The sequence below is a fragment of the Pseudomonadota bacterium genome, from assembly GCA_010028905.1.
GTDB lineage: Bacteria > Vulcanimicrobiota > Xenobia > RGZZ01 > RGZZ01 > RGZZ01.
The window spans coordinates 1-2,274 of sequence record RGZZ01000656.1 but is presented as its reverse complement, the minus strand read 5'-3'; the positions used below and the strand labels follow the sequence as shown (position 1 = coordinate 2,274).

The following is a 2,274-nucleotide window of genomic DNA, read 5'->3' as shown; positions in this document are numbered from 1 at the left end:
CTGTTCGAGAGCCTGTTCGAGAGCCTGTTCGAGAGCCTGCCCGGCCCCTGCCTCACAGGCGTCCGAAGAACGTGGTCAAACTGTAACCTGGTCTACACGCGCCTGAAACCCGGCTGCAGTACCGTTGGGAGAACCCTCTCCACGGAACGCGATGATACCGCGGGAACAGCGAGACGGCCTCGGCCGTCGAAACCAGACTGGAGGATGTGAATCCATGGCGGCCCGCAAGGCGGATTCGAGCGCAACGAGCTCGACAAGGCACGGCCTGGGTACATGGCTCGGCCGGCTTGCGCGCGCGCTCTTCCTGCTGATCGTCGCGGCCACCGGCTTCGGCGGCGGGCTGGCCTACGCCCTGGTGAGCGCCTATGCCGAGGGCCTGCCGGACGTGACCGCCCTGGAGACCTACCAGCCGGCCGCCACCACCCGGGTCTTCGCGAGCAATGGCGAGCTCATCGCAACCCTGTACCGCGAGAACCGCACCTGGCTGCCCCTGGCCCAGGTGCCCGACTGCATGCGAAAGGCCATCGTGGCTTCGGAGGACGCCCGCTTCTATCAGCACGCGGGCATCGACCCCGTGGGCATGGCCCGCGTGCTCTGGGTGGGGCTGCGCAGCCGTGGGCTCTCGCAGGGCGCCAGCACCATCACGATGCAGCTGGCGCGAGGCGTCTTCCTCAACGACGAGCGCACCGTGCGACGCAAGGTCCAGGAGATGATGGTGGCCTGGCAGCTCGAGCATCGATTCTCGAAAGACAAGCTGCTCGAGCTCTACCTCAACCAGATCTACTTCGGCGCCGGCGCCTACGGCCTCGAGGCGGCGGCGCAGACCTACTTCGCCAAGAAGGCCGCGAAGCTCGATCTGGCCGAGTCTGCCCTCATCGTGGGCGTGGTTCCCGCGCCGTCAGAGTACTCGCCATTCGCCAGCAAGAAGCTCGCCCTCGAGCGACAGCACCTCGTGCTGCGCCGGATGACCGAGGTGGGCGCCATCACCGAGGCACAGGCACGCGCCGCGCGCGACGAGAAGCTGCGCTTCGCACGCCCCCGCAAGGACCCGTACGTGCTCAAGTACCCCTACTACACGACCTGGCTGCTCCATGAGCTCATCAGCAGCTACGGTGAGGACGCCCTGTATCGTGGCGGGCTGAAGATCTACGCCAGTCTCGACCCTGCGATGCAGCGCGCGGCCGAGGACGCGGTTGCACGCGGACTTCGCGACGCGGCCTCCCAGCATGTGACCCAGGCCGCCCTTGTGGCCATCGAACCCTCTACCGGCTTTGTGAGAGCCATGGTGGGGGGAACGGGATGGTCGACCTCGAGCCAGTTCAACCGAGCCTGGCAGGCACAGCGACCCGCCGGCTCTGGATTCAAGCTCTTCGTCTACGGGGCCGCGCTCGAAGCCGGCCTGAGCCCGGACAGCGTCGTTCCCGATGCCCCCGTCACCCTTCACATCGGCCCCTCCGACGACTGGACGCCGAAGAACTCCGACGGCCGGTTCATGGGGGCGATTCCGCTGCGCACGGCGCTGCGATTCTCGCGCAACACCGTGTCGGCCCGTCTCATCGACGCGCTGAGCCCCGCGCGAGTGGTCGATCTCGCCTACAAGATGGGTGTGCGCTCGCACATCGAGGCGGTCTGCTCCATCGCCCTGGGAGCGTGTGCCGTCACCCCGTTCGACATGGCTTCGGCCCTCGCCGTCATCGCCCAAGGCGGACGTCGGCACGCACCCACGGGCGTTCGCTTCATCCTCGACGCAGAGGGCAACGTGGCCATCGACAACCGCAAGCAGCCCGGCGAGGTCGCCATGAATCCCATCGCGGCCCTGGGGCTTACCGAGATGATGCAGGGCGTCGTGGAAGGCGGCACCGGATATACGGCACGACTCTCAGACCGACCCGCCGCCGGAAAGACCGGGACCACCGACGCCCATCGCGACGCCTGGTTCGTCGGATTCGTGCCCCAGCTCGCCGCGGCGGTGTGGGTGGGCAACGATGACGATTCGCAGATGTACGGCACATTCGGAGGAGACGTGCCGGCCCCCATCTGGCGCAGCTTCATGCAGGCGGCGATGGCGGGCCGCCCCGTGATGCACTTCGGAGCCGACGCCGACGGCAACGTGACTGTGAAGCTCTGCCGCGCCAACGGCCTGCGCGCCACCACGCTGTGTCCGGAGCCCGAGACCCGCACCTTCCGCTGGGACGCGGTTCCCCAGCGGTACTGCGGCACGCACGTGTTCGTGAAGCGTGGCGGCGAGGCCATCACAACGAAGCGCGATGAACC

Annotated in this window: 1 protein-coding gene; it reads left to right on the top strand. The window is 67.7% G+C overall.

Annotated features, from left to right (window positions below):
- Window positions 1-214: 214 nt before the first annotated feature.
- Window positions 215-2,274, top strand: a 2,060-nt coding sequence (locus EB084_24010; protein ID NDD31328.1) for a PBP1A family penicillin-binding protein, incomplete at its 3' end; no start/stop codon positions are given.